At 50.3% G+C, this 19,731-nt stretch carries 11 protein-coding genes and 1 riboswitch; all 11 genes read right to left on the bottom strand.

The genetic code is table 11. The features are described from left to right. Positions 1-203 precede the first annotated feature (203 nt). The 11 genes from HI950_RS11500 to HI950_RS11450 all read right to left on the bottom strand — a co-directional run bounded on the left by HI950_RS11500 (position 204) and on the right by HI950_RS11450 (position 19,112). Positions 204-1,724 carry an S-layer homology domain-containing protein gene (locus tag HI950_RS11500; protein ID WP_169082584.1) on the bottom strand — a complete coding sequence of 507 codons (1,521 nt, stop codon included), beginning with the start codon at positions 1,722-1,724 and terminating at the stop codon, positions 204-206. A gap of 76 nt (positions 1,725-1,800) precedes the next feature. Next, entirely contained in the window at positions 1,801-4,962 is a 3,162-nt protein-coding gene (locus HI950_RS11495) for an S-layer homology domain-containing protein (RefSeq protein ID WP_169082585.1), read from the bottom strand. Positions 4,963-5,114: 152 nt separating this feature from the next. Next, positions 5,115-5,304, bottom strand: a riboswitch (cobalamin riboswitch). A 201-nt stretch (positions 5,305-5,505) separates the two neighbouring features. Continuing rightward, complete coding sequence (locus HI950_RS11490; RefSeq protein ID WP_169082586.1) at positions 5,506-6,870, bottom strand: ABC transporter substrate-binding protein; 1,365 nt, start codon at positions 6,868-6,870, stop codon at positions 5,506-5,508. Between the two features lie 196 nt (positions 6,871-7,066). Further along, positions 7,067-8,050: a carbohydrate ABC transporter permease gene (locus tag HI950_RS11485; RefSeq protein WP_169082587.1), complete on the bottom strand. Its 984-nt coding sequence runs from the start codon at positions 8,048-8,050 to the stop codon at positions 7,067-7,069. Continuing rightward, the gene (locus tag HI950_RS11480; protein ID WP_223285227.1) at positions 8,047-8,940 is read right to left on the bottom strand and encodes a carbohydrate ABC transporter permease; all 894 of its coding nucleotides are present in this window, start codon (positions 8,938-8,940) and stop codon (positions 8,047-8,049) included. Before HI950_RS11480 ends, HI950_RS11485 begins: the two co-directional genes overlap by 4 nt. After that, positions 8,940-11,168, bottom strand: a complete 2,229-nt coding sequence (locus tag HI950_RS11475) for a DUF5696 domain-containing protein (RefSeq protein WP_169082588.1) — start codon at positions 11,166-11,168, stop codon at positions 8,940-8,942. The genes HI950_RS11480 and HI950_RS11475 overlap by 1 nt, the downstream gene beginning before the upstream one ends. Continuing rightward, positions 11,161-13,176 carry a YIP1 family protein gene (locus HI950_RS11470; RefSeq protein ID WP_169082589.1) on the bottom strand — a complete coding sequence of 672 codons (2,016 nt, stop codon included), beginning with the start codon at positions 13,174-13,176 and terminating at the stop codon, positions 11,161-11,163. The genes HI950_RS11475 and HI950_RS11470 overlap by 8 nt, the downstream gene beginning before the upstream one ends. Before the next feature lie 27 nt (positions 13,177-13,203). Further along, entirely contained in the window at positions 13,204-14,061 is an 858-nt protein-coding gene (locus tag HI950_RS11465; RefSeq protein ID WP_169082590.1) for a carbohydrate ABC transporter permease, read from the bottom strand. 4 nt (positions 14,062-14,065) lie between these two features. Then, on the bottom strand, positions 14,066-15,037 hold the full coding sequence (locus tag HI950_RS11460) for a carbohydrate ABC transporter permease (protein ID WP_223285226.1): 972 nt from the start codon (positions 15,035-15,037) through the stop codon (positions 14,066-14,068). Further along, positions 15,034-17,985, bottom strand: coding sequence for an extracellular solute-binding protein (locus HI950_RS11455; protein ID WP_169082591.1), 2,952 nt, complete (start codon positions 17,983-17,985; stop codon positions 15,034-15,036). Before HI950_RS11455 ends, HI950_RS11460 begins: the two co-directional genes overlap by 4 nt. Continuing rightward, a complete protein-coding gene (locus HI950_RS11450) occupies positions 17,982-19,112 on the bottom strand; it encodes an ABC transporter ATP-binding protein (RefSeq protein WP_169082592.1) in 1,131 nt (376 codons plus the stop codon). Before HI950_RS11450 ends, HI950_RS11455 begins: the two co-directional genes overlap by 4 nt. Positions 19,113-19,731 lie beyond the last annotated feature (619 nt).

Raw genomic sequence — 19,731 nt, 5'->3', positions numbered from 1 at the left:
CTCCTAGTTTCTGTCGAAATAAATCAGATGCAGTGAAAGATTTCCCACCCCTTCACCTCTTAAATATAACATTCTATTCATTCTTTATAAAGAACAAATAATTAAAAAATGTTCGCTATTAAAATATGATTCCCAGCAACTGTGAATTTATATAAAAAAGCGGAGCAAGAGAGCAGCTCGCTTTCTTGTTCCGCTTTATGAATTTACGCCGCAGGCAGCTGAAGCAGCTTATCCGCTACTGCAGCGGCCATCTCTCTGGTCACCGGTGCTTTTGGAAGAAATCTCCCATCCGCGCCTTGCATCAATCCGTTATGATAAACGGCATTGACATAAGCCTTTGCGCCTTCATGAATGGCATTCGCATCCTGGAAGGGCAATGGCTCGGTACGGCCTTTGAGCTTGAACGCTTTGGCGATCATGATCGCCATGTCCTGCCTGGATACAGCCTCATTCGGCTTAAACGTATCCACCGTAATCCCTTGGATGAAGCCAATCTCCTTCGCACGCATAATCGCTCCGTAATGCCAGGCGCCCGGCCAAACATCCTTGAACAATTTAGAAGCATTATTGGATGGTTCTTCATCAAGCAGGTTAATAAGCAGCGTTGCGAATTCTGCTCTTGTCATCTGCTTTTTGGGATCGAAGCGCAGCTCTGAGCCGCTAACCCCTACCATAACTTTCGCATCGAATACCCGGTACACGGCATCATAAGCCCAGGTTGAAATGAGGCTGTTATCGACGAAGCTTTGCTTCACGTCGGAGACTGAGGTGTCAGCAGAAATGTTGAATAGGGATGGCTTCTGCTTCATGAATCGGTCATAAGAGACCAGCGCCATCAACGCTTGCTCTGTCGCCATTTCATTGGCAGGCTGACCAACCATGTGCGCAAAGCCGCCATCTGCTTGACGGAAGCTGAGTAAATTCGTGAGCAGGTTGCCGTTCTTTTTCACAAAGCTGGCATCCAGCGGGCTCATGCCTGCGGAAGCCACTGCAATTATAACTTGCGCGACGCTCTCGCTGTTTGATTCGCCAAAGGCTGTATAGCCGCCGTTTTCCTGCTGCTGGGCCGACAACCATTTTACAGACTTGTCGATTGCCTTCTTGACGCTTGCTTGCTCTTTATAGGAAGAAAGAGCAGTAATCGCCATAGCGGTAATATCCAAATTGTCTTCGCCTTTTTCTGAAAGCGGAAATGCACCGCTGGCGTTTTGCTGTTTCACAAGCCAATCAACTAGCTTCTCTCGCGACCATAACGCATTTGCCGGTACCTCATAGCCGCCGCTATCCAATGCGATCAATGCAAATATGGGCCCATTCGTGCCCTGACTCGTCATTCTTGCATGATTATAAATGCTTTGAATGAGATTGTAGCCGGCGAAGGCTGCAGCATCCTGACCTGCTGCTCGAATAGCAAGAGCGAATCGTTCAAAATCGGTTACCTTTCGGAACTCGCCATTATTCTCTTTCAAATAAGCAGTCAACTGGTTCAAATAGCTTGCTGGCACTTGATGACCGGAGCGAAACAAAGCGATCGCCTCCCAATCGCTGATTGAGCCGCTCTTCAGCATTTGCTCGGCGGCAGCCTTTATTTCGCTGCTGACGTCTAGGTTCTCCGCCGCAGCCGCATGCTGCATGGGTAATAGAGCCGAGCAAATAACGGAAGCAATTAATGCGCTGCAGAGCAAATGCATGAACCATTTAGACGAAACGGATTTAGCCTCCATCTTAAAAACACTCCCCTTCCAAGAAAACAGCTGTCCCACGGCTAAAGTTTAGCCCATGAGACAGCTTATTGTCTGATTATGATTTCAATTCATGCAGTCGAATGAGCGTAACGGCAGCCATCTCTCTTGTAACAAGAGCTTGTGGATGAAATAATCCGTTATCGCCCGTCATCAGACCATTCTGATAAGCTACGTTCACATAAGGAACGGCCCACGCCGATAAGGCACTACGATCTTTGATCGCAGCCTGCGGCGCATTGGAAGCAGTCAAGCCCTTCAGCCTAACGATAACAGCAGCCATTTCCTGCCTTGTAATCGGCTCGTTAGGTGCAAACGCTGTGTCAGTTACGCCTGACATCAACCCTTTTTCTTTTGCTGCCGCTACATACCCGTAATACCAATTTTGGCTGCTGACATCCTTAAACCCGGAATCAGCGAGCAGCGGCTCAGCACCTGAATACTTGACCATTAGAGCTGCAAATTCAGCGCGAGTCAGCTGACGCTTAGGCTCGAATGTCGGATTTGCTGTACTTGTTCCTTGCATAAAGCCAAGAGCAGTTGCTTTTGTTACCGCATCAAGCGCCCAGCTCGAAATTTTTGCTTCATCTGTATATTTTGGAACAGTAGATGGTTCCGGCTTCTCGTCAGGCTTTTCGCCCGGCTTCTGGCCGCCTGTTTGATCTGAATCGATAGGTGCCCCAATATCTTTGCCGAGATCCTTCGTATACTGCCAGCGAACAACATCCCCATTTTTGAGCGTGTATATACCCGCGCTCACTTTAGGGAAAGTTCCGTTAACGGAATACATCCAGCCGCTGCCGCTTCCATGAGCGTCATCCAATTCCTTAAGCCCGCCAATCGCTTTTACATAAATGCTCGCTCCCGAGCCTGAGAATTCAAGAGCCATGCCTTTATCATCAAGCGTACGTTTGAGTACGGTAAACGCCGTATCACCTGCCTGTATAGTCATAGCAGCAGGAGCAACAAAATCCCCTTCATTTATCGAACGCTTCTCAACGGATAACGTTACCTTATCGGCGACAGGCGCTGGGCCTGTGCCGCCAGGCAAGGAGGTTGAAGTTGTCTTGAAGGCCAAAAATTCAGTGAAATGCTTTGTTTGAATGACTAAATCGCCATTTTGATTATAAGCATATACCTCATCCGTACGTACGGATGAATCCGAATATTTGTTGATAGGCGTGAATACGCCTGCTTGATCAATGAAGCCAGCTTCCTTGTCGCCTTGTCCCTTAATGGTTATCGCAACATGCTGGTTAAATTGAATTTTTTCGGCACCGCCCGTTTTGATCCGTACCGCGATAGATTCTACTTTCTTATTGCCTGCCGACAAAGCCGAATCCAGCTTGTTAGACAGACCGCTTTCAGCTGTGTTTAAATTTTTGGGAAGCTCTATCGCCTTGTCCCAAGTTGTCGTAGTCACTACCGTAGAAGCTGGAATCTCAAGCACGGTGTTTCCGCGAGTTGCCGTTACTTTTGGCAATGCCGTCGTTTCAAAGTTAAGAGTCACATTGTTAGTGACTTGACCCTCGCCTGCTGCTCCAATGACTACCTCTGTCTCATTCTTATTGATGGCAATCGCCTGATCCGTTGTTTCACTGACAACGCGAGGTACCGCAACATTGAATGACTCACTATCGTAGCCGCCGACAAGCGCGGCCCCCAGCGCTTTAATCGTAATAGCGCCGCCTTTTGCCGTTCCTGTAAACGAAATGATGATTTGGCTTCCATCACGAACAAATGAGTTAACCTTAAGCTCTGTATTGCCTGTGTCAATTGTCCAATTGCTGCTGATTCCAGCCTGGCTGGTGTATTCATCTCCAACAAGCTTCACATTAATCGTTGGATTCAAAGCACCATTTGCAATCTTCGATTCTGTTGAAAGAGCGGGATAGGTGCTGTAATAGAAACGAACCTTATCATTTTCCTTGAGCTCATATGCGCCTGCTCCAACCAGTGGAGCTATCCCGTTCACCTCATACATCCAGCCATCCCATCCGCCCAGGCTGCCGGCTGCTCGCCCGTCAATAGCTGATACATAAGGCCCGAAGCTGCTATCTACTATTTTGTAGCTGATCTTCGGATTGGCTTGATCCAGTCCTTGCTGAAGTGCATCTAACGCAGTTGCTGGCTTCCCGGCACTCTTAACCATTACTGCTTGTTCACCATAGACAGAACCGGTTAGACCATCTACTTGAAGCTTAGCGGTAACATAAACAGGAACGGGCTGTTTGATTTCATCGCCAAAGCGTTGCCATACGGTTTTCTGGTATTTAATATCGGTTAGCGCAATAAGGCCTTGTTCAGTTGCCATTAAATTTCCAGACGTATTGCTTTCAATCCACTTTAATGAACCATCTGCAAGCTGAAACAATGAATAGGTATCAAGGACGGTTTTGCCGTTGGCAGCCCAAGTATCAGACAATACATCTTCGCCAATTGCAGTCAATCCGGATACGACAGCGGACATGCTGTTCGAGTTGTCTCCATACATGACATTTTCTTGGTTTAACTGCTTTGTTTTTAAATAAGCTTTTATTTTTGCAATAGCTTGTTGAACAGCGCTATCGCTCTGGTAATTACCGAGCGCAAGCATCCCCATCCCCGTCATATCAGGCTCGGAAGTGCTTCCGAAAAATGCAAAGCCGCCGTCTGGCAGCTGCTTGCTAAGCAAATAGTCTACTGCCTTCTTCTTTGCTGCTGTATCCCAAGTTCCTACGTCACTGCCGAGCTTCGCACCTGTGTCGAGCGCATGCATCGCCCACATATGCTTGTTTAAAGTTCCTGCAAATGCTCCAGTATTCAGATTTTGCTGCGCAGCAAGCTCGGCATACAGGTTACGATCCGTTTGCCATGCGTGGGCGGGATCTTCTCCCATCGCGAGCAAGGAATAAATATATCGGATATGCTCGGTTCCGCTAGCATTAGGCTCTAACGCTTCGTCGCCTGTCGGCTCTAAAGTCTTCCAGCTAGGAAGCTTCCAGCTGCCATCCTCAAGGTCTTGCCCTGCACCCCATAGCGCTACGATTTCCCACCATGATTCCAAGGGCTGATTTTGTTTTTTATAAAAATCAACCGTTTTGTCGATCATTCCATTTAATGAAGCATTCGCGGAATGATCTGCCGCATGACTGGCCTGCGGCGCAAATAAAGTAAATATTAATAGAAAACTAATAATGGCGGGCAAGCTTTTTTTCATGAATTTCTTAAAAGTTAGCAATGTTTTCTCTCCCTCTTGTTCCTTTTTTGACAACAAAAAAACATCTTTCCGCTTTCTGGAAAGATGTTTGGGCTGTTACATTCGGTGCATGGCATAGGGATACCCCTATTGACGCAGCACGAATAACATCTCCCTCCCATCCTCGTGAGAAAATATAGAGCGCTTATATGGCAGGTCTCCTGGCTTCGCTTCATAGCTTCAGCTATCTCCTTCCCGTCCAATCCGAACAGTGGATTAATGATAGTCAGCTCTGCGATACAGTGGCGGGACCGCGTCGGACTTTAACCGAACTTCCCTATTAAGCTGCAATAAAATTGCAGCACCATACTAGCTAATCTATGAAATTGTAAGATGTTGACTTGTGAATTGTATCAAATTCCAGTCCATATGACAAAGGTTCTATTTGTTTTTTTATACTATAGTAAGCCAAGCCGGATCATCCAAATGATCTGCAATATTAAATCGCATCAAAAAACACCCTTATGCTGCTTAAAAAGCAGCATAAGGGTGTTTTCGCAACGAGCTTATGGGGCAGCAGTACGCTTATTTCAATGACTCACGTACCTCTAGCGTCCGTTTATTCCATTTTTCCGTTTCCGGAATGAGCCTATTTATATCAGCCCCGTCAAATATAATTTCGTTCAAAATATTGTTCCAGTTGTATTCGGACCATGCCGGCACCGTTACGCCTGGCTGAATTTTAGCGTTTTCCTTCGCAATTTTGACCGCTTCCTTATTCTTGCCTTCCCACATTGGGGTTTGGTCATAGTAAGCTGTCAATTCCGGATCAATAACGGAAGCGTTCGCGCCTTGATCGATTTTCCACTTTTGCGCTTCCTTCGAGAATTGGAAGCTGATCCAAAGGAACGCTTCTTCCTTATGCTTCGAGCCGCTAAGCAAGGAAAGCGGGCCATAAATGCTGTAGCCAGGCTGGCTTACTTTACCGCGAGGGAAAGGCAGAACATCCCATTCAAATTTCGCATCCTTTTTGAGGCCAGGCAGCACCCAGTCTCCGCCGATTGCAAAGCCCGTTTTGCCGTTGATGAACTCTCTCGTTACATCGCCCTGCTCCGCTGCTTTGGCGTTGCTTTGCATCGAGCCGTCTTTCCAGACGAAATCAGCAAGCCATCTTACATCGTTCATGACATCAGGGGTATTCAGCAAGCTTTGCGTCAAATCCTCATTCATATAATGAATGTTGGCCGCATGCCCATCGGCGATTGCCTTTGTGCTAAGCACGCGCATTTGGAATTCCGGCTGCGTCGTCAAGCCGTACTCGCCTGCTTCCGGATCTGTAATTTTTTTCGCAATTTCGCGAAAATCGTCATAGGTCCAATCATTCGGAGGCATTTCGACGCCATGCTTAGAGAGCAGATCCTTGTTCACCAATATCCACATGGGAACGTCTACAAAAGGAACGGCAAGCTTTTTGTCTTTGTACGTCATCGTATCGAAAAACCCTTCAGGAAGCTGAACGTCTTGGAAAGTCGGGTCCTTATCAATATATGGAGTCAAATCTTCCACTAGGCCGGCTTGGTCAAACGAAATCAAGTCACTGTCGATCCATGTCAAGTCGGCAGGCGTTCCGGCTGCTTCCAAGGTAGCGATAATTTCCATGATCGGCTGGCTATTGACCGGCACCTGCTCAATGGTAATCCACGGATATTTCTCGTTAAATTTTTTGTATAATTCCGTGTAGGAATCCGACCAAGAAATAAGCTTGAGCGTAACCGGATCATGCTTTTCACCCTCAGCCGGCTGGTTTTCGGTTGCGGCTGGAGGATCGGTCGCCTCGCCTGTATTGCTCGGGGCGTTGCTGCCGCCGTTGTTGCCGGAGCAAGCCGATAGAATGACAGAAAACATCAAAACGATAGTCAACATCCATGTGAATCCGCGTTTGTTCTTCACTGTTTTAACCTCCTAAAGTTTTGTGGAGCAAAACTCACTAACTACGTAAGTCTCTATTGGCCTTCTGCAAAAAAAAGCTAGCTCCGTACCTTCCCCTCAATGTTCGTTGTTCGCCTTGCTGTATAAGCCCGACACCCTTGCCCGAACATCACCTCCCCGATAAGCGCCCTTCACTCATTCATCAACCACTTGCGGGCTACTCGACGATTCCCGTTCTCTCGATGCCGCTTACGAACCAGCGCTGCAAAAACATAAACACGATGATCGGCGGGAGGATAATGAGGAATGCTGCAGCCATTTTCGTGCTTTCCGTAATCGGATTCACAATCGTGCGGGTATTGCCGAGCAGGGACGGGTTCAGCACCTCCTCGAGCATATCCAGCCTTATGGACAGCGGCGTAAAGCCTTTCGTCAGAAACATCGATGGCTCGTAATACATGTTCCAGTACCAGATAAACGAGAACAGGAATACGACTAAGCACGCCGAGCGGGCAAGCGGAAGCATAATTCCAAAGAACAGCCTAGCAGTGGACGCTCCGTCCAGCTTCGCGGCCTCCTCCAAGCTTGGCGGCTGTGCCTTAAAAAACTGCCGGAAAATAAGGATGAACAGCGCTCCCTTAAGCCCCTGCCCGAAAATAGCAGGAATGAGAAACACAAATATCGAATTCAGCAGCCCGAGCTTGCTAAAAATGACGTAAAGCGGAATGATGATAACCTGCGGCGGAATCAAAAAGGTCAAAATAATGAGCGCCGTAAAGAGTCCCTTGAAAGGCAGCGCAAGCCTAGCGAGCGCATAGCCGGTCATTGCGCATATGACGACCTGCACGAGCGAGCATGTCACCGCTATCAGAGCTGTGTTTCTAAGCGCTTCCGGATATTGCAAGCCCTTCAGCGCTTTTGAAACATTTTCCCAAGTGATCTCGCGCGGAATCCACTTCACGGTCGGATCGAGCAGATCGCTCATATTTTTGAACATCGTGCTGACCATATAAAGAATGGGCTGCAAATAGAGATAAGCGACAATCGAGAGCAGCAAATAGAGGACGAGCTTTGCAAGCAGGCCGTCGGACACGCTTCGCCCCATGACGAGCATTTTTGTTTTTTGCGCCCTGCGGCTCCAAAATACGCCTCTGATACTGCGGCCCGCCCTCTCTAGCTCAGCCTTCATCGCGGTTATCATGAATGTACCCTCCTTGTCTTGAGGCTTCGGTTGAACAGCCATAATACGAGGGCGATCAGCGCGAATATGAGCCCAAAATAAATCCAAGCGAGCGCGCTGGCATAGCCGTAACCGGTATCGACCTTAAACATATTGTCCTTGATATGCTTTAGCACCGGATTCAGCGGGAATGTGAACAGATCGATGATCGTGTAAAGCACATTCAGGCTGATAAACGGCACGCAGGCCGGCAGCGTAATTTTCCAAAAGCTGTCCCATGGCGAAGCGCCGTCAATGCGGACGGCTTCGTATATCGTCGGCGAAATCGTCTGGAAGCCGGCGATAAAGATCAATATCTGCACGCCCGAATACCACAAAATCAGAATCGCTTTGCCAAGCACGGCCATAACCGTCTCTGCAAACTGCTTGCCTACGTACTCCTCTACTAACGGGAGCAAATTGTACTGCTCAAGGAACGGAATATCCCCCGCCCCCTGCAGGAACAGCTCCGAGAGCACCTGCCCCGTTGCGAAAATGACCGGCAGAAAGAACAACGCGCGGTAAATGAACCTCCCCGGGAACTTCTGATTCAGCATCAAAGCGATCAGCAAAGCGAAAATGACAATGATCGGAACCATCAGCAGCATTTCCTGGATATAGGTGATCAGCTCAATCGGAAAAACATTGTCCTTCAAGAAGGCGTCACGGTAGTTGCGGAATCCAATCCATTCATATTTGAATCCCCCGACCGCTACTTGGACCTTGTTAAAGGACATAAATAACGACCAGCTAATCGGGATCAGCACGAACATCGCAAAGCCGATTATCCAAGGCAGCATGAACAGCAGGCCCATCCCGTATCGTTTGCGGAGATATAGACGCTCTGCACGGCCTCTTTCCTTCGCTTGCATTAGGCGCCCTCTCCTTTCTCTACAGTGAACGACTTGCTGCCGTAATCGACGATTACGCGCGTGCCATCCTCATAAACGGTGGCGAACCGATTTTCCGACAGCTTCTCGTGATTCACGATCCTTTGAGCGAACAAGGATGATAGCGAGTCAAACGCTTGATATTCCTTCTGAATCCGCTCCATCCACTTCTCGTATTGGCTGCTGAATAGAAAACCCGCAGACGTATACTTAAGCTTCCTAGAATCATCATGCGTCAGGAAGAAGGAAGGAACAGCGCCGTATTCAATGGCTTTCAGAAATTCGGCTTCCACGTCATTGCGAAGATTTCCATCTCCAAAGGAGTAGGATACGTAACCATGCAGCGCAATCGGGTAAAAGGGAACGGTCTCGTCGACCATAAAATCGTAGCTGGATTCGTAAGGCAAGCCGGCAATATAATCGGTCTGCTGGGCCGCATAGTCATTGCCGCGGTATACGCCAGCCGAGCCAAGCGTCTGCCTTGTGTAAGCAAGCAGTCCGTCATAAACCGCAATGGTATCCGAACGGGTCGCGATGCCTGACGGATCATAATCATGGAATACCATCTCGCCAAGCCAGTTGTACAAAATGCCCGATACACCGATTTCCTTCAGCTTTTCAATCGTTTGATAAGCCATCGCGACGGTTCGTGCCGGCTTGCTGATGAACCAGCCCTCATCGATGAATACCGTCTCGTCAATGCCGCGAATGCCGTTTGACTTGCCCGATAGATTCGAATTTTCCGAATCGATCCACACGAAGTCATCCTCGAACAGCACGTCAATGCTTTCCTTGCTCATTGCGGATACAAAGTCCTTCGCGGCGGCTTCGCCGCCAAGCGATTCCTCTATCGGGAATCGGTCATACAGGTCATAGTCGCCTTGATTTTGCCAGCCGTAATAAATGACCTTTAAATTAGCAACGCCCTGCTCCATGAGGCTGTTCACGATTTTGGTCGCCTGTGGGAATGTAGTAGCGGCAATATATTTGATTTTGTTAAAAGCCTCCGTATAGTTGCCACCCATAATTTTGAGATAAAGCGGGATATGCTCCACCGGCTTCAGCGGCTCCTTCAGCCTGCCTGTCTCCGCCATATAATCATGGTAGGCCTTTGCCATCCCGACATAACCGGCATCCTCTCCGTTCAGGAAGCGATATTCCACCTCTCTATCCGTGTCCAAGCGCTGCTTTTGCACCGCCTTGAGAGGCGCAGCCAGCCGGCTCATTCTGTACAAATATTCCTCGCGGTAAATCTGATTGGAGAACACATTGTACAGCCCCGATTTCAGGCCTGGCGGCATAGCCGCAATATTCGCCGAAGCGCCGCCCTCTGTAAGAACCGCCATAAACGCATGGCTGCCGCGCTTCATGCCGAACACGGGGTATGCGATATTTTCCCGTCTTTCCCCGGAACGGCTCCAATTGCCCGAATTGGTCAACTCCATCCCGTATACTTGATGGATGTAACCTCTTGAGACGCCTGCGCGTTCGGTGTCAAAACGGATCAAGCCGCCAGGGCCGTCAGGGACGAATATATAGCCGTCTTCCTCCGAAGTGGCGGCTCCAAAGTAAGGCAGCAGATCCACCGTAAAGATCGCGTATTCGCCGTCCTCCTTTATGCCATCCGTCGGAATTCGTACCTTCAGCCCCTTCGGCGTAAGCTCGTATTGAATAGTGAAGCCAAGCTGCCGCTCGGGAAAAACATACGATACTTGAAGACCATTCGCCGTCTTGATCAGCGTCGACTGCATTTTAGGATCATTTGCGTTCAGCACTTCCCTGATCGTCTGATCCTTCCCCTGCGTCCTTACATAAGTCAGGACAAAGGGCGATTTCAGATTGGCGAGCAGTACACCCTTCACCGTCTCGCTGCTCAGCTGCGCTTCGGTCGGATTGCTGCTCCATCTGTAGCCAGTCCGCTTATCCACCAATGCGATCTGCGTGCTGGCAGGATGAATGGAGAGCGCAAAGTCGTCGCTAGCGAGCGCCTCCGCGAAGCCATCGGCGCCAGCTTGCGGCTTCCACGCTTCTCCTTCATAGAGCGGGGCACGGCTGGCTATCGGCTCCTCAATTCCCGCCTTCTCTAGTGCCTTTGCCGGCGTTAGCTCATCACCTTGCAGGAAGACAGCGAGAATAATGACAATGATCACGCCCATTGCGATTGCTGTGAGCTTTACTCGAAGGGAAGTACGCTTGATGAGCTCAACCATAGAAGGTCACCTCCTTGTAAAGCTGATAGAAGAAGTCGTATAAATTGTAGGACAAACCAAAAATGAGAAAAGCAAACAGCCAAATCGTGCCGATCGTAAACACCGTAATGGCGATATTTTTGAGCGTCTCCACAAAATCGAAATTATGAATGACCTGCGTCATGACGATCAGCATGACGCCCATCCACAGAAACATGATCGTGTTCAGCGAATCAATGATTACCCGCTCGTCAAGCGTCACGATATTAGAGAGCAGCAAGGTCGGAATGGAGAAAAATAGGTACGGCGCAAGCGCATACGTGCTGCCTTGGATGACCTCTCTGAATTTCCCTTCTCCGTCCTTCACGCTGCATACGAGATAATTCGCAATGATCCAGGTGATCCACGGAACTATGAATAAGCCTAAGCTGCCAAACAGGTTGATTTGCGACAGCTCCACGGGATGGAACAAAAAGCCGGTGTAATAAATCGTTCCGATCTTCACTGCTACCGTCGCCGTGAGGATCAGAATAATAATCCAAGGCGCAACCCGCGCTTCCTTGAGCCGGTAAAAGCCATGATAAGGATGAAGCATGACGAACCATAGGTTCCGCAAATCGCCAAGCGGACGCTGCCATTTTTCTGGCAATGGCCTGCGCTCGAACCGTTTTCGGATCGCACGCGTGCCATATTTGAGCAATAGCAGAAAAGCTGCAATGGAAACTGCAAGCCATACGAAATGCTGCTGCAGAAAGTCGAGCCTGATTTGCCAATAAGCCTTGGAGTAGCCTTTCGTATCAAAGGCTGTCTTCAGGAAAGACAAGGCATCCTCGTAGTTATTTTCATGCAAATACACCTTGCCCAGCCCTTGAAAGGTTCCGTTGTACATGTCATTGCGGGCATAAACGCTATCCCAGTAGGGCTTGCTCTGCTCATATTTGCCTTCCAAATAAAGAGCGAGCGCATTCATGACGTCGCTTCCGAATTCGGTGCGGACAAATTTGTGAATCGTTCCCGTCCGGCTGTCGGAAATCCAGACGCCATATTTGGAATCCACGCCGATGCTCGTCGGGAAGCCGAGTACGCCGTACTGCTGCGTTTCGTTGTCGATGAAGCCAAATTCAAACAGCGCTTCTCCATTTTGGTCATAAATGTTAATGCCGCCCGAAAACATATCGATGTTGTACAAGAACCCTTTCGAATCGCTTGCTACGTCGACGATGCCGTGGCCGTTAACGAGCGTTTTGTTTTTGAACGCATCTACGCCGCCGGCATTCAGCTTCCTTATAGCGCCCTGCCCGAATCCAGCAGCCGTTGCCGTAAAAATAAAACCGTCATCGTCGATAGCGACATTCGTAATCGGCCGAGGCAGGCTGGCCAGTTCCTTGGATAATTGCTCCTTGTTGAGAATGAGCTTTTTCAGCCAGTTAAGCACCGTTTGCTGCGCTTTGTTGGCGCCGAAGAAGCCCATAAATTGTCCAGCTTCATTCATCCGAAGCAGACCTTGGTAGGAGGAGTTCAGGCTGACGTACATGACGCCGCGCCGGTCAACGACAAGCTTGACAGGGACAAAATGCTCCCCCTCCAGAAAGGTCGACTCCGGCTTCTTGTATTCCCTTAAGAACGAGCCGTCTGCACCGAACACGGCAATGCGCTGATTGCCCGAATCTGCAACATAAACGATTCCCTCCGGAGTGACGAACAAGCCCTCGGGCGCGCTAAGCATGCCGGCTCCCTCTTCCTCGCCAATCGTTAGCAGAAGCGCTCCGTCATTATCCAGCACGATCACTCTGCTTGACCCTTTGTCAGCTACATACACCTTATCGTCTTCGCCCACCTGCAGGTCGACCGGCTCGATAAAGCGCGCGCCCTTCGTTTCTGCCGGCGTATAGATCGGCTGAATGCGCAGCCAGCTCGATTGGTTGCTGTCATAATAGGTCGTCCGGTAGGGAAGCTCCGCGTATATCGCCTCTGGTGCGACAAGCATGGAGGTCGCCGCAAGAAGCAGGAATATTAGAAATCTCTTCATCGTCACGACTTCCTTTGCTGGTTTGAATTACTTAATTCCGGAATGAACCATCGTCTCCAGCACTCTCCGCTGGAAGAGCAGAAAAATAATGAGGTTGGGCACGAACATGAGCAAACCGGCAGCGGCGGCTACGTTTTGGCCCGAAACGCTGTTCTGAAGGCCGCTCAATAAACTATTGACATAGAAGGCCAGCGTCCTCATCGTTTCCTCCTGCATGAACAGCGTGGAGGTTTCCACGTCCCCCCACACGCCCTGGAAAGTAAAGATCGATATCGTCGCGATGGCGGGAACCGATAGCGGCAGCACCATTTTCGTAAAGATGCCAAAATGGCTTGCCCCGTCGATCTTCGCCGCCTCAAGCAGCTCGCCTGGAATTTGCGAGATAAAGCCAACCAGCATGAATACGGCGATCGGCGAAGCCAGCGCGGGCAAAATATGGCCTAAATACGTGTTGTTGATGCCGAGGCCGCTGATGATCAAGTATCTGGGTATGCCAACCGTCTCCGGCGCGAACATCAACGATAACGTAATCAACGCCAAGATGAGCTGCTTAAAATGAAACTGGTATTTCGCGAGCACATACCCCGCCATCGTGCTGACGATAATGACAGTACCGAGCGTGAGCCCTGCAACGATTATGCTGTTGAAAAGATAGCGCGTGAACGGTACCGTCGCATTCGATGCATGCAGGATAAGCGATTCAAAATTGCGCAGCGTCGGATTTTGCACCAAAAACCGCGGCGGGAAGAGAAACAGCTCATTTTGCGGCTTGAACGCATGGTTCAAAATAAAGATGATCGGCAGCGACATGAACGCGGCAAGCGCGGTAAAAACAGTGATAAGGATGACCTGAAACGAGGTCACTTTGCGAAGTTTTCGAATCATAGTTTTACAGCTCCTCCTTTGATCCGAACAGCCGGTAGGCAAATCGCATGGCGAAATAGCTGATAAGCAGCAGCATGACCGAGACAGCCGATGCGTAGCCGAGCTCAAAGCGGATAAAAGCGTAATCGTCGATATGGTTGATGATCAAATGCCCCGAATAGGAAGGAGTTATTGCCATCCCCGTTAATTGGGTGGAAATTCCGCCTGCCTTCAACGTCCCGACGATCGACATGACGGCGCTGAACAGCATTTGCGGCTTCATCGAAGGGATCGTGATGTAGAAAACCTCCTGCAGCCGGCTCGAAATCCCGTCGATGCGCCCCGCCTCGTAAAGCTCTCGGTTCACCGTCTGCAGCCCCGCTAGCATCGCGAGAAAGCCGACGCTGAAGCTGACCCAAAGCGATACGATGATCATAATGTTGAGCAAATATTTAGGGTCCTGCAGCCAGATGACCGGACTGTCGATCCAGCCCATCTTCAGCAGGAAGTTGTTGAAGTAGCCGACGCGGTCGCCGCTGAACGTTGCGATCCAGACGACCGACAAGGCTACGCCGCCTGCCATCGACGGCGCATAAAACGCCAGCGTGTAATAATCGCGAATGCGGATCGGCAGCTGATGAATAAGCCAAGCGAATAGAAACGCCAGAATATACCCGCCGGGACCAACGATTAGCGCGAACAAAAACGTATTCGGAATCGCTTTGGTCAAAAAGATAATGTCCTGCGTGAACAGGCTGATGTAGTTGTCTACCCCGATAAAATGAAGCGAGCCAAAGCCATCGTACGACGTAAAGCCAAGCGTCCCGGCCATCACGACCGGAATGACGATGAACAGCAGGAAGCAAATCAGGAATGGGGCAAGAAACAAATAGCAGAATGCGTCGCGCCTCATTTCCCGCCAAAATCGATTCCATTTTAATCGGAGGGCTGATTTTGGCTTAGGCTTGGCTATGCTGGGAGAAAGCTGCGTATTCATCTCTGCGGTTCCTCCCATTCGTAAGGTTGTGTAATTTGTGGAATCTGAAGATCGTCGTCACGCATAATGCCAAAATTGTTCTGTCTCCGGTTCATTTCCCGCTGCAGGGAAAGCTGGGCCTGCTCAAGCGATTCCTGCGCCGGAATGCCTTCGAGCACGGTGCGGTTCCATGCGAACTCCATCTCCCTCGTCAGGAAGTAATAACCCGGTACATAAGGCATGTTCTTCGCCCAGCGAGCTTGCTCCTGAAGCGCCTTCAGGTCTTCGCTCGGCCAGGTCAGCGCCTTCATTGCATCCACGTTTGCAGTATTCCATCTGAATTCGATCCCGTAAAAGGATTCAATATCCTTCGCGTACTGCGACTGCACCTCTTCAGAGGTCCACCACTCCAGAAACGTCCAAGCGTCATCCTTGCGCTCGCTCTTCTTCATGATCATCGCTGCGGAAATGCCCTGCGGCGACCATCTGGCTACCTCGCCGCTCGCCTGCTTAATGCCTGGCAATGGCATGATTTTCCAATGGCCGGTTATTTCGGGCGCTGCAACAAGAAGCTGGACGTACGTATTAAAATCCGCCACTCCGATCGGGATATCCCCGTCGCGGAAATGCTGGAAGAAAGCCGGAATATCAATAGGAAGATTGTATTTCCGGTACAGCTCGGTCCAGCGATTGAACGCTTGCTGACCGGCCTCGCTCGACAGATTCGCCTTCAAGCCGTCCGGCGAATAGGCCTCAGCCCCATTTTGGAAAAACAGGGTGGAGAAGTCGCTCTTCGGATAGTTCATCGTCATGCCGTTCTCCTGAAGCGTCGGCAGCATGTCGAACACGTCATCCCAAGTGTCCGGGGCCTTTAAGTTCAAGCTCTCCAAAATGTCCGTCCGATAGAACAGCATCTGGAAGTTCTGCACCTCCGGCAGCCCGTAGATGCCTCCATCGTAGCTGAGCGAACGCCCGACGCCGGGAATAAACCGGTCAAAGACGTCTTCGAAGCCCGGGAAATCGGTAAGATCCTGCACAGCATCCCTCATCGCATAGTCGGCTGGCGTAGATTCTCCTACCCCAAGCGCGATGTCCGGCACATCCCCTGCTGCATTTCCAAGTATGAGCATGTTGGGATTCGTCATCAGATTGATGTTGACTTCGATTCCCGTCCGTGGCGTAAAATCCTGATCGACCATCTCGCGCAGCAGCTCGACGTAATCGCGCCCTCGCTGAACCCAGATCGTTAATGCCTCCTTGCGATTATGCTTGCGCGTGTCGTAGTCCATATAGAAGGTGCGGCCGAAATCGGCGATGGAATAGGGCACTCTCGACAGCGTGCTTGCCACCTTCAGATTCGTTTCCGTACCCGGCGTCCGCACCACAATATAATCCATCAGCAGCGGCTGCTGCGTCAGCGTCGCCATCCACGTTCCGATATTGTTCTGAATGGTTGCGAAATCGTTGATTTTATTCGGAATTTCATCTACGTCCCCGTGCATTTTCTCCAAGATCGCAACCGAGCCCTTAATCGCTTCCGATAAGTCGGAATCCTTCTTGTTCAGTCCGTTAATATAATTGCGAATCTCGGTTAAACGGGTGATGAAACCTGCCATCTTCAGCTCCACATCGGGCTCCAGCTTCTTCATATCCCATGTCCGCGTCGAATCGATGTTCGCATCGAAGCCCGATTTGCTGTAATTGCCCGTTAACAGCCGGATATGTCGGTCGAATGCAGCCAGCTGATCCAGCGTATCCTTTAAGGCCAGATAGACCGGCTGAACCATCGACGAATCGGCGGTCATCCGTAGCGTGTGAGCTCCTTTTTCCAAATAAAACTGAAATGACGTTTTCTCGTTGTCCGCAAGCGTTCCAATTAGAAATTCCTTTTCGGTCGGGATGCCGTAATGGAGCAGCTCTTGAAACGGTATTTTCCCGTCAATGGAGATCGTTCGGTAAGCCTCAAAGCCGTTCCGATAGTTTTGGAACGTTTTTAGATCGATTTCATACCAGCCGTTCTCCGGCACGTCGAGCTCCCATTCGACCCACTCGCCTGGCAAGCGCCATCGCTGGCCGCCCAGCACATTGTATGTGATCCGACCTTTCGGATCTGGCGAAATGTAAGGCTCCGACCAAAAATCGGTTTGGATGGCGAGGCTGGACTTTCGCTTGAACTGCTCCGCCTCAATGATGCTGTACCAGCCAGGCTGTGCTTCCGGTTCTGGATGTAAGCGCTTGTAATTTTCGTAGCTCGGTATCGCCTCCCTCGGTTTGAAGGCAATCTCGCGGACTGCGACTGACTCCCTTACCCCAACAAGCCTCAGCGTATGCTGCCCCTTCTCCAAGCGGTAAAGCACAGGCTCGGATGATGCTGAGTAGATCGCTGCTGCCTTATCGTTCCAGCCTGCAAGCTCCGCTTGAGCGGGACGAATCTGTTGTCCGATTTCATTGCGGTCATACGGGTATTTGGAATCCTTCCACAGCCGCTCCAGCTCGATGCGTTCCGATTCCACGAACGGATATCGGCCGTCGATCTGCACGCCGCGGACGACGGAGGCGTTGCCTGCCTCAAGCGGTTTGTAGTTAAAGTGAAGCTCATACCAGCCCGCCTGCTCCGCTTCAAACGCCCACTCTACCCAGCCCTGCTCATTTTCCCAGCTCAGCGCCGCTTCGCCTTGCTCGCTTCCGGCTTTCAATTCTGCTTCCTCAGCAGCTGCCGTGTAATCAGTTGGCGTAATTGCGATAGGTTTTAGGCTTTCAGCGGTCTCGGCAGCTTCCGGATATTGAAGCATCAGCTTGGCGTAAGGCAGCTCCTCTGCTTTGCTCTCGAAGCCAAGCAGCTGCTCGGTGCTCACGGAGGTCGCGTGAAGGATCGGCTCGCTAGCCGTTATCCAGCGGATGGCTCCGAATATAAGCGCCACGGCTATTAGAAGACGAAGACCGATGCCGAGCATCCTCATCCTCTTCATCCTTCCTCTCCTCCGGCCGCCAAGGATACGCCCGTTTGTTGATCAAAGAAATGCACCTTGCTCATGTTGAAGCCCATAACGAGCTTCTCCTCCTTGACATACACCGTCTCCGGCTCCGTTCTGCCAATAACCGTGTGATCTCCTGCCTTCACGTAAACGTACGAATCGGCTCCCGTCACTTCCGTCATCAGGACGTCGCACCGAACGAAGCCTTCCTCCAAATCCCCCGCCGTCTCACGCTTCAGCCTTACATGCTCCGGCCGCACGCCCAGCACGCAGTTGCGCAGCGATCCGCCTTTAATGGCAAAATGCTCATAATATCGCTCTGGAACTAGCAGCTTCATGCGTTTATTGAGGAAATAGTATCGTCCGTCCTCCAAAATCAGGCTGCCCTCTACAAAATTCATCTGAGGCGAGCCGATAAATCCAGCGACAAACAAATTAGCCGGTTCATCGTAGAGCTGCCTTGGCGGCGCAACCTGCTGGATGACACCGTCCTTCATGACGACAATTCTTGTCCCCATCGTCATCGCTTCCACTTGATCATGCGTAACGTATACCATCGTCCGCTTCAGGTCGCTTTGCAGCTTAATAATTTCTGCCCGCGTCTGGGCACGCAGCTTCGCATCAAGATTCGACAGCGGCTCATCCATGAGAAACACCTGCGGCTCACGCGCGATGGCCCTGCCGAGAGCAACCCGCTGCTTCTGCCCGCCCGAGAGCTGGCTCGGCTTGCGCTCCAGCAAATGCGAGATTTCCAATATTTTCGCAACGCGGTTTACTCTAAGCTCGATATCGTGCTTGGCTGTCTTGCGAAGCTTCAGCCCGAGCGCGATATTTTCATAGACGGTTAGATTGGGGTATAAAGCGTAGTTCTGGAATACCATCGCGATATCCCGGTCCTTTGGCGAGACGTAATTGACGAACTTATCATCGATGTACAGATCCCCTTCGGTGATTTCCTCAAGACCGGCCAGCATTCGCAGCGTTGTTGATTTGCCGCAGCCGGATGGTCCGACGAGCACCAGGAATTCCCCCTCCTCAATGGAAAGGTGGAAATCGTTGACCGCCGGACGCGACTCCCCTTTGTAGTGCTTATATACATGGCTAAACGTAATGCTTCCCACCCTCACTCACCTCTCATGGCGTATTTTCTTCCTCTTGCTACCATTCATGTTACCGCATCCAGTCATTGGCAAATATGAGGCGATATTTTCTTTTGCAGTCAAAAATTAGCTTCTATTGGTCAAAATTTGCGAATTTCGCCTCCCGCTTGGAAAGCGCTTTCCAAAATGGGCAAGAGTACATAAGCGAGAGCTGTTCAATGATCAGCCCAAGCTAAGGGCTGCCTCTATTCAAATTCCCACTCCTACCTTGAAAAGATTGAAAAGACTGTCCTGCTGCTCATTTGACGGGTTGCGCGCATGCGATAGGTCTACTTTCTAGACCTATTTCTGTGAATCGAGCTAGTTTGATGAGAATAGATCTAGTTTCTAGATCTATTTCCGCTGGCGGAGTGCTCAGGAGGTCAGTTCGCGGGTTGCACGCCTATAATAGGTCTACTTTCTAGACCTATTTCTGTGAATCGAGCTAGTTTGACGAGAATAGATCTAGTTTCTAGATCTATTTCCGCTGGCGGAGCACTTTTCTGCCCAGTTTGCGGGTTGCCCGCCTATAATAGGTCTACTTTCTAGACCTATTTCTGTGAATCGAGCTAGTTTGACGAGAATAGATCTAGTTTCTAGA

It is taken from the genome of Paenibacillus sp. PL91 (assembly GCF_012935325.2).
Taxonomy (GTDB): Bacteria; Bacillota; Bacilli; order Paenibacillales; family Paenibacillaceae; genus Pristimantibacillus.
Note: the sequence above shows the minus strand (reverse complement) of the source record. Positions and strands in the feature narration are given on the sequence as shown.

Excerpts from the sequence above, each read along its gene's own strand:
- HI950_RS11500 (WP_169082584.1), bottom strand. The coding sequence starts at position 1,724 with ATGGAGGCTAAATCCGTTTCGTCTAAATGGTTCATGCATTTGCTCTGC.
- HI950_RS11485 (WP_169082587.1), bottom strand. The coding sequence starts at position 8,050 with ATGATAACCGCGATGAAGGCTGAGCTAGAGAGGGCGGGCCGCAGTATC.
- HI950_RS11480 (WP_223285227.1), bottom strand. The coding sequence starts at position 8,940 with ATGCAAGCGAAGGAAAGAGGCCGTGCAGAGCGTCTATATCTCCGCAAA.
- HI950_RS11475 (WP_169082588.1), bottom strand. The coding sequence starts at position 11,168 with ATGGTTGAGCTCATCAAGCGTACTTCCCTTCGAGTAAAGCTCACAGCA.
- HI950_RS11470 (WP_169082589.1), bottom strand. The coding sequence starts at position 13,176 with ATGAAGAGATTTCTAATATTCCTGCTTCTTGCGGCGACCTCCATGCTT.
- HI950_RS11465 (WP_169082590.1), bottom strand. The coding sequence starts at position 14,061 with ATGATTCGAAAACTTCGCAAAGTGACCTCGTTTCAGGTCATCCTTATC.
- HI950_RS11460 (WP_223285226.1), bottom strand. The coding sequence starts at position 15,037 with ATGAATACGCAGCTTTCTCCCAGCATAGCCAAGCCTAAGCCAAAATCA.
- HI950_RS11455 (WP_169082591.1), bottom strand. The coding sequence starts at position 17,985 with ATGAAGAGGATGAGGATGCTCGGCATCGGTCTTCGTCTTCTAATAGCC.